This is a genomic window from Dapis brunnea BLCC-M229 (genome assembly GCF_050015995.1).
Lineage (GTDB): Bacteria > Cyanobacteriota > Cyanobacteriia > Cyanobacteriales > Microcoleaceae > Trichodesmium.
The window spans coordinates 120,611-128,915 of the sequence record NZ_JBNHEP010000227.1 but is presented as its reverse complement, the minus strand read 5'-3'; the positions used below and the strand labels follow the sequence as shown (position 1 = coordinate 128,915).

The following is an 8,305-nucleotide window of genomic DNA, read 5'->3' as shown; positions in this document are numbered from 1 at the left end:
GAGCGAACTGTATCTGAAGTATTTACAGCGACAGACAAAAGCACAAAATCAAGGAGAGATATTAGACCGCAGTATTACTCAAGCAGACTATGAATCAATAGGAGGAGTCACTCAATCTCTGACTCAAAGAGCTGATGAGGAATATGAGGCGTTAGTTAATCACGATTCTGCTTATGCTCAGATTATCCGTCATGTAATGTTACGGATGGTGGCTCTTGGTGGAGGGGAGTTAGCGCGCAGGCGAGTCCCGTCATCGGAACTAGAATATTCCCAACAGAAAGATGGTCTAGTTAAGGAAGTAATTAGGCGTTTTACCGCAGCACGGTTATTAGTTCAAGGGAAAGATGCTGATGGAAATTCTTATGTGGAACTTGCTCATGATGCTTTGGTGCGGGGTTGGAAAAAGTTGGAGTGGAAGCAGGAGGATGAGGAAGGTTTACTTCTACAACGGCGGTTGACTCCAGCGGCTAAGGATTGGAACAAACAAGGACAGGTCAGGTTTCTTTGGCATAATAACCCTCGTCTGGATTTGTTGAAAAAGGTATATTTATCGGATAATAACTGGCTTAATCAAGTAGAAAGTGAGTTTGTGCAGCGTAGCGTCAGGCGAAAAAACTTTAATACTCGTCGCAATTGGGGTGTAGCGATCGCTGTTATTATCGGGTTAGGCACCGGTTTGGTATTCTCCTTGATTGGACAGAGAGACGCTTTAATTGGTCAAATTCAGGCTTCTCGGCAAGCTGCCGAAGCAAACTTACAATTAGATCAAGATTTAGAAGCTTTAGTTGAGAGTTTACGGGCAGCAAAGACTCTTAAAACAGAGTGGCTTTTGCAGTTATTAAAGCCAAACGCTAAGTTACAGAATGAAGTAAAGGGAACGCTGAGAACAATAGTTTATACAATTAGAGAAATCAATCAATGGAAGCGAATAGAAGCCGACATTATAGCTTTCAATTCTCAGGGTAATTTAATGTTGGCTAAACGAGATAAACAGGGTAATGTTACTTTACGTAATTTGTCTAACAATAGCCAGATGTCATTGAAAGGGCATGAAGATAATGGCGATCAGATTCTGGATGGAATAGCTTTTAGTCAAGATGGAAACTTGCTCGCTACTGCTGACAAAAATGGTAAGATACGTTTATGGAACTTAAAAGGGGAAAAAATAAAAGAACTTCCAAATAACTTTTCAGGACCTTTTCATAAACTTTTGTTTAGCCCTGATAGTAAGCAATTGGCGATTGTTGCATACTCTCTAGGAGGCACTTTGAATCTGCTTTATATAAGAACTGTCAGTTTGTGGGATATTTCAGGTAGTAAACCTATAGAAATAAAACCAGACCAAGACTTTAACTATAACAACGTTGGTTTTAACAGCAATAATGATTTAGTGATAGTCCATAGAGATAGGGATTTTCTGCGCTTATCTAATTTTGAGACAGGCGAACAGCTAGGTGAATTTTCAGGTAATTTTGAAGGATATCTGAATTTGAGTGGGGCATTACCTCTTGTTTTTAGTCCTGATAACAAGAAATTAATAATGTTTGGAAGCTTGGCAGATTTACAGACAAAAGATTTTATAAAAAAAGAATATTCAGAAAAGAGAATATTTGTTACCAATTTTAGTCCTAGTGGTGAGGAGATAGCAAATCCAAAACAGAATGGAGCTATAAGCATAATGGATCGAGAAGGTAAATTATTATTTGAATTAAAAGAGCATCAAGGTCGAGTCCTGAAGATCGCATTTAGCCCTAATGGTAATCAACTGGCTAGTACGGGAATAGATAAAACTATACGCTTGTGGGATTTAACAGAAAAGCTTGTAACTGTAGACGTGAAAATCAAACCAGAACAAATTGATAAAGTTAAGTTGAGCAAAAAAGAGTACGAATTGAGGAGGCAATCAACTCTAGATGAACTAGGAGAAAAGCTATTTTCAAGCCATATTGAGGATAAATCCGGCAATCTAATTTTTGCAACTTCTCCAATAAAGCAATTTCATGGGGGGGGTGACAGTCTAAGTCCTGATGGTATGTTATTTGCTAGCGGACATGATGATGGTATTCGTTTATGGAACTTGTCAGGCAAGCAATTAAAATTGCTTAAGTTAAACAAGGATGAATCTGATCTCAAAGAGATAGACTTTAGTGCCGATGGCAAGCTACTGATTGCTACTAAAGAGGACGGTACAGTCAAGTTGTGGGAAATTGAGGGATTAGATGAACTGAGAGAGAAAGGGTGTAATTTGGTGCGAGACTATTTAGAAAATAACCCCAATGTTCAGGAGAGCGATCGCCGTTTATGTGAGGGTGTACCACAACTAAAGCAGGTTGCATCTCCAATTTCTACTATCCCTTCTCCAAATCCCTCTACCCTATCTAATGATAGCCCATCAATATATACAGGTAACGACTATACCATAACAATTACAGGCATTGGTAAAAATGCTTCTTACAAAGGATGCGATCGTAAAAACCAATGTATTGAAATTGCTCAAGCTTCTGATTATCAAGATGGTCGCTACGTCTGGAAAAATGGTAACTATCAATATACAATGTCTCCACTTGACAATGGTAACTATCAATTAGAAGTTATCGATCCGAATGGCACGGTGATTCTTAATGTTAGTGTTCGCCCTAATCCTTAGAAAGGAATTGATGGGTTTCCCTATCGCTCTACCCATCCTACGAATAATTAGACTGACTGCTTGCTCAAGGTTATCTTCGGGTAAGGGAAGGGACTATCTAATACCATTTCTCAAAAATCTTGCTATATTTGATTAGGTGGGGAAGTGTGGTCCGTGTGGTCGGTGGGGGTAGAGACGTTGCATAACAAAAATGCGTTTCATGTCGCGCAGCGTTAACGAAGTTGTGCGTTAGCTAAACGTCCGTACAAAATAAGAATAATTAACATTAACTGGCTAATAATTAGGGAATAAGTCCTGTTTGCTTTGCTTGTTAATTACTTAATAACTGAAGTGTCACCCAAGTATGGCATTAATGCATGGGAATTGGTATAAAGAATTACCCCACTGGATCGGGCGATGTTTCAAGGTGTATGGTGAAAAAGAATAGACTTTTTGTAGAAGTAGGAACTCATACAAGAGGCAAGAGATTTTCAAAGCATTAGGCGCAACAAAAGATTTTTAGGATGACTTTTCCAACAGAGATAATGTAGGGACTTTGTATACAAGCTCCCTACAGTATTCAGCAAAACTTAGTGCAAAAAGTCTGTAGTTTGGAATAGTTCTTGCTTAATCTCTAGTTGCGGTGGTTTAACTATATTATAGAAACTAGTACCACATAGACAATAAGGTTGAAAAGGTTTAGTGGATATAAATTCTGAAGTAGGGCCCTCAGTCAACCTGGTAGAAGTAAAATTCGCGGCAGAAGCAAAAGTGGATACAGATATATTATCAGTGGGAGCGTTTGATGCCTGAATTTTAGTCTCACTAAGAGCTATAGGTCCCTTGGAGATTGCGATTACGGTGTATTCGTATCCACCACCTTTGACATTATCAGTTTTTTCAGATAACTTTTCTAAGTAATTCAAGTTTGAAATAATCATTTTGTTAATGTTTCTTTTTGTGAGTATTACTATTAATTTAGAATGTAATTCTATTAGTTAGAATTTAGTTGCCATTTTGGTTGAAAAATCTAGGTGATAATCATCACAATTTATTCGACCGGAGATGATATTATCTCAGAGAGGTTAACTATCTCTGAGGGATAAATTTATCAGGACTTGCGCATAAACTGGGTTTAGCGAGGAAAGTTCGTGATTTAATAATCAGCTGAATGAACCGGGTTTCTTAGTTGAGATAGGTAATACTAATTCACTTAAAATCCGATCTCTTTGATCTATTTTAATAGGGGAAATTACTACTCCTGGTTTAGCACTAAATACTGCTGCTGCTATTTCTAGTTTTAAAGTCTAACGGTGAAGTTGAGCTTCATAACCAGAAATTTGCCGTCGCTTTTCGTCTATATCATAACAGTGAGCAGCTTTGAGTTGAATTTTTAGCATTAACCAAGATATTAATAAGAGCTATCATCAAGATATTACCTCTTATTAATACCTACTCAAATAACCAAGTTATGTTCCATGATTAGGGATAGGAATATGCTTGATTTATTGATATTCCACAGGTTAAAACCGTTTAGTATCCAGACTGGAGAGGGTGATTTTATTTGCTCCAATTAATTTTGTCTAACTACTTAATAATAGTAGGGATAGGGAGAGGAATTGCTACTAGAAGCACTAGCAGCACTGGAGGTAGAAGCAGTTCCACCCCAAGTAGAAACAGTTCCATAGGTACTTGCTTGGGCATAGTTTGGGGAAATATTGACTGTAGATTGAGTTGTAGCCTGTGTGAAATAGCCGTTTCCAAAAGTTTGGGAAGATGCAGAAGCATTCAGAGTATTAGTAGGAAGAGGAAAAGGAAAAATAGGAGGATAAGCAATAGATAAACCACCGTTAACTAAACTGGATTCTTTCACATTTTCTAGATAATTTATTTCAGAAATATTCATTGATTTGCTCCAAATTTTGATTTGATTATTCAATTTATAGTTTTTCAACTGGTTTTATAGTAAATAATTTAACTAGATTTATGTTGCCATATTGGCATAAAAATCTTGGCCATCTACTAATTATTTTACTTAGATTTTGGGAATTAATCTAGTTATAGTGTAAATTATTTTACATCTCCGAAAAATAAATAAATTGTGATATATCTTTTCTCAGTAAACTTGAGGTACATTTTTATCTTTACTTCACTGTTGCTTGTTACCTATTGTCTGTTACCTAAAGCAAACGAATTTTGTACCTCACGCTTTTTGGGAATTGCTATAGAATAATAAAAAATATAATTTTGAGTGGCTAATTATGACCAGTATGCTTGAATGAATTGATAATCATCCACAAGAATTAGAACGTTTATTAGGCATCAAGTATGAACAGTTAAAAAAGTTATTAAAACAAGCAGAACAAATCCACAATAATAAAAGACTATTTGTAAAAAAAAAGCTAAAGATAAGTATATGAAGACATTTGAAGCAGGAAGATAATAACAGTAAAAATATCTGTCAAATGAATGTCCTGAAAATCTTACCCTAGGGATCTGAGCGATTCCCTCCGGGAGGGTACACGAACGTCAGTAGCAACTGCTTGAACCTCTGTTACCAAAACCTCAAAGATGAGGGAAGTGAAACCAATATTGGAGAAGATTTGGGTGCTAAAGTACTGGTTATGGAATAGATAGAGCGATCGCCACTTAACTTTGCTCGGAAAAAGCAGAACTTTGCGGAATGCGATCGCCAAATCAAAATTTTATCGCTACATCTACTAGGAAAACCCTTAATTTTAAGATATCCCTCACTACCTATTAAAGACAATATGATACCAAATTGGGTCCTGGATGCATTACCTTTTTTCAAATACTTTCTAACCCTTCTACCTTCTTTCCTCAACATAAGTGCCTTACCTTCATCGGGTAAGCTTCTGTCTAAACCAGATTTACTATGAATCATATTTTCATAAATTTTTCTGTTCTTGTAGTGAATGTGAAAAAAAATTCACATTGACTATTTTGAAATTCATTTTCAGAGTTAGTCAAGATTAAATATGCAATTAAATGTCATTTTTCGTTACTGCAAATAAACGTTAGTTAAAATTATTTGTAATGGAACAAGATTGAGACACAAAATTTTTTTATTTTATCAAGCGACAAGTTTAATGATTAACTGGCGGATTATTTCTGCCAGGCTGCATTAGCAACAATATTCTTTTTTTCCGGGAGGTATAGACCCATGAAATCTCAAGGTAAAAAAATCATCGCTACAGATTCCGATTATCAAAAAATATGTGGAGAAGAACAAAAGATTTATCATCACTTTTTGGAACTGGTTTTAACAGAATCTATCGATAAAATCATTGAGCGATTTCGGATACTATTGATTCAATGTTCTCCATACCAAACTCCGGAAATATCTACAGTACTGAGGGGAATTATACAACTCCCACAATGTGAATAAAAATTCAATTATATCCTGAATCGTTCCTGTTATATATTGATTAATCATCAGCCACTACCTCAAGATAAACAAAATGCTTTAAAAAAACTGATGAATTTATTTCAACAAGCGATCGATAAATCTAAATCTTCCTGTTATGTCTCTCGCCAAACAAAAAAAATGCTAGAACTTGTCAAAGGTTTTACTTATAGTCAAAAGTATTTCAGCTTAAAACGTATGGTAGAAGTGATGAATCTATCATCTACAAATGATAGTGACAATACTTTAAATCAACCTTTGGAAAATCTTCATTGTCACTATCCCTATTTATATAAATATTTATTAATTAATCGAAATATTAGTAAGGAAGATCGACAAGCCATCAGAAAAATGCAAAAGCAAAAACAGCAACAATATGAAATTGATTTATCCCATTATGTTACTCACCAACTCCGACGAAAGTTTAGTAAAATTAAAAGCTCTACAGTTACTAAAGAATTACAATCCTTTCAAAATCCCACCTTATTATCAAATGACGAACTCTTATTATCTATCAAACAATTTGTGGGTAAAGTAGAAGGTAATGAAACTTATCTAAATTATGCTAAACTGTTTTTAGGTTATACCACATTACCCCTAACATATCACTGTTTTAAAGACAGTTTGTATGAGTACCTAATTACATCTTTTGATGTTGAATATCATCATATTCGAGTTCAGTTTAAGCATAAACTATACAACTATTTACAAACTGTTATGTCTGATAGTGATGATGAGCTATTGAATGAATTTTTAACGATCGAGACTTGCCATAAATTATTAAGTTTTTTAATTTTGCATAATGAAAAGCAACCAGAGCATTTCTTCTTTATTAATCTGATTGGTAATTTAGGACCCGTAATAACAATAGGACTACTACTAAAAATTTTATTAGTTTGTCAACAAGTTAGACCAAGCTTAGAGAAACGATTTGCAATTTTGTTTAATCATTACAAATTTTCTACACAAAAAAAAGCTCAATGGTTAGTTAAAGCATTGGAGAATATGCAAATAGCTCTCAGTACAAATTTTGGTACAGTCGATCTTTCTTTCATTCATTAATTAGCAGGATTTTACTAGACTTCTTGCAGAAGTCAGGGAATAGGGAATAGGGAATAGGGAATAGGGAATAGGTAGATGAAATTGTTAATTTTAGATATTGAATTTATTTGATTAAAACTTTTGCAAAAGGTCTACTAAAGGGATACAAATTTTTTACCTATATTTTGGGCAATTAATTTCCATTTCTTTTTTTGGCGATGCTCCCTTATTTAACAATGGTTTTGAGGTGCTTGTCACCTAGTGGGCTGATTAATTTTATTAATAAACCACATTGGCATTAACCCTATCCATTTTTCTTGAATCACCCCATCTTCTAAAAGAACCGCCGTAGGTACTACCTCTATATTTAATTTTCTATACAACTTTTTATCCACTACAACAACGGGAAAATTCAAAAAATATCTATCTACAAAATTTTGCCCTGCTTGGATATTTTCAGTATCTATTAATCCGACTATTGCTGGTAAATTATCTTGCCATTGTACTAATTTCAACACACCCAACCAATGTTTACATTGAGAACATTTAGGACTCATAAAAACCACAATTACAGACCCAGACATTAAAGATTTTGAATCTTCTCCTAGCCATTCTATTTGCCACATTCGGTTTTCTTGTAATGGGGTAAAATCAATATAAGGACGACCATTTTCTTGCATATATTCTAGGGAACCAGCAGCCAAAGCATAGCTAGTGATAAAAGTTATTAATACCACTAGCCATTGCCACAAAACAGTAGGGTGATATTTACCTAAAAATTCAGCAAATATTAATAGAAAAATATAAATAGTATTTAGGATTAAACTTTGGGTAGGAGTAATTTCTAAGCAACCGTTGTAACAACCACAATCTTCTGTTTTACCAGTTGATGTACTCCAGTAAGTTAGCATTGATAAACCAAATAATAATAAAATACTTACAGGTATTATTAGGGTCGGAAAAACTCCTAAGATTAAAGCAACTCCTAAAGCTGATTCAATCGCAGTAAAAGTTACGGCAACAGGTGTAATTAATTGAGGATTTACTAAATTAAGTTTGGCAATATGTTGGGTGAATTTCCAAGGTTCTATAACTTTAGCAATACCAGTCAAGAGAAAAATACTACCCACTATATTTGAAGCTGTAGAAGCTAAGATAAATAACATCATATCAGTTATTAGTTATCAGTTATTAGTTATCAGTTATTAGTT

Annotated in this window: 7 protein-coding genes; 3 read left to right on the top strand and 4 right to left on the bottom strand. The window is 34.7% G+C overall.

The features are described 5' to 3' along the window. Positions 1–2,647: WD40 repeat domain-containing protein (locus tag ACP6PM_RS26480; RefSeq protein WP_426589886.1), on the top strand; the 2,647-nt coding region annotated here is incomplete at its 5' end. A 569-nt stretch (positions 2,648–3,216) separates the two neighbouring features. Here ACP6PM_RS26480 and ACP6PM_RS26475 read toward each other — a convergent pair. From ACP6PM_RS26475 to ACP6PM_RS26465, 3 genes are all read right to left on the bottom strand, one after another. Continuing rightward, positions 3,217–3,567 (bottom strand): hypothetical protein, encoded by a 351-nt coding sequence (locus ACP6PM_RS26475; RefSeq protein WP_426589885.1) that lies wholly within the window; start codon positions 3,565–3,567, stop codon positions 3,217–3,219. A gap of 650 nt (positions 3,568–4,217) precedes the next feature. Continuing rightward, positions 4,218–4,532: a hypothetical protein gene (locus ACP6PM_RS26470; protein WP_426589884.1), complete on the bottom strand. Its 315-nt coding sequence runs from the start codon at positions 4,530–4,532 to the stop codon at positions 4,218–4,220. A 648-nt stretch (positions 4,533–5,180) separates the two neighbouring features. Then, on the bottom strand, positions 5,181–5,531 hold the full coding sequence (locus ACP6PM_RS26465; RefSeq protein ID WP_426589883.1) for a hypothetical protein: 351 nt from the start codon (positions 5,529–5,531) through the stop codon (positions 5,181–5,183). Positions 5,532–5,810: 279 nt separating this feature from the next. Here ACP6PM_RS26465 and ACP6PM_RS26460 point away from each other — a divergent pair, with 279 nt between their 5' ends. Both ACP6PM_RS26460 and ACP6PM_RS26455 read left to right on the top strand, forming a co-directional pair. Further along, the gene (locus ACP6PM_RS26460; RefSeq protein ID WP_426589882.1) at positions 5,811–6,035 is read left to right on the top strand and encodes a hypothetical protein; all 225 of its coding nucleotides are present in this window, start codon (positions 5,811–5,813) and stop codon (positions 6,033–6,035) included. 90 nt (positions 6,036–6,125) lie between these two features. After that, positions 6,126–7,115 (top strand): hypothetical protein, encoded by a 990-nt coding sequence (locus tag ACP6PM_RS26455; protein ID WP_426589881.1) that lies wholly within the window; start codon positions 6,126–6,128, stop codon positions 7,113–7,115. Positions 7,116–7,348: 233 nt separating this feature from the next. On the opposite strand, the gene ACP6PM_RS26450 is transcribed toward ACP6PM_RS26455, so the two are convergent. Next, positions 7,349–8,263: a TlpA family protein disulfide reductase gene (locus tag ACP6PM_RS26450; protein ID WP_426589880.1), complete on the bottom strand. Its 915-nt coding sequence runs from the start codon at positions 8,261–8,263 to the stop codon at positions 7,349–7,351. Between the last annotated feature and the right edge of the window lie 42 nt (positions 8,264–8,305).

Excerpts from the sequence above, each read along its gene's own strand:
- ACP6PM_RS26465 (WP_426589883.1), bottom strand. The coding sequence starts at position 5,531 with ATGATTCATAGTAAATCTGGTTTAGACAGAAGCTTACCCGATGAAGGT.
- ACP6PM_RS26460 (WP_426589882.1), top strand. The coding sequence starts at position 5,811 with ATGAAATCTCAAGGTAAAAAAATCATCGCTACAGATTCCGATTATCAA.
- ACP6PM_RS26455 (WP_426589881.1), top strand. The coding sequence starts at position 6,126 with ATGAATTTATTTCAACAAGCGATCGATAAATCTAAATCTTCCTGTTAT.
- ACP6PM_RS26450 (WP_426589880.1), bottom strand. The coding sequence starts at position 8,263 with ATGATGTTATTTATCTTAGCTTCTACAGCTTCAAATATAGTGGGTAGT.
- ACP6PM_RS26470 (WP_426589884.1), bottom strand. The coding sequence starts at position 4,532 with ATGAATATTTCTGAAATAAATTATCTAGAAAATGTGAAAGAATCCAGT.
- ACP6PM_RS26475 (WP_426589885.1), bottom strand. The coding sequence starts at position 3,567 with ATGATTATTTCAAACTTGAATTACTTAGAAAAGTTATCTGAAAAAACT.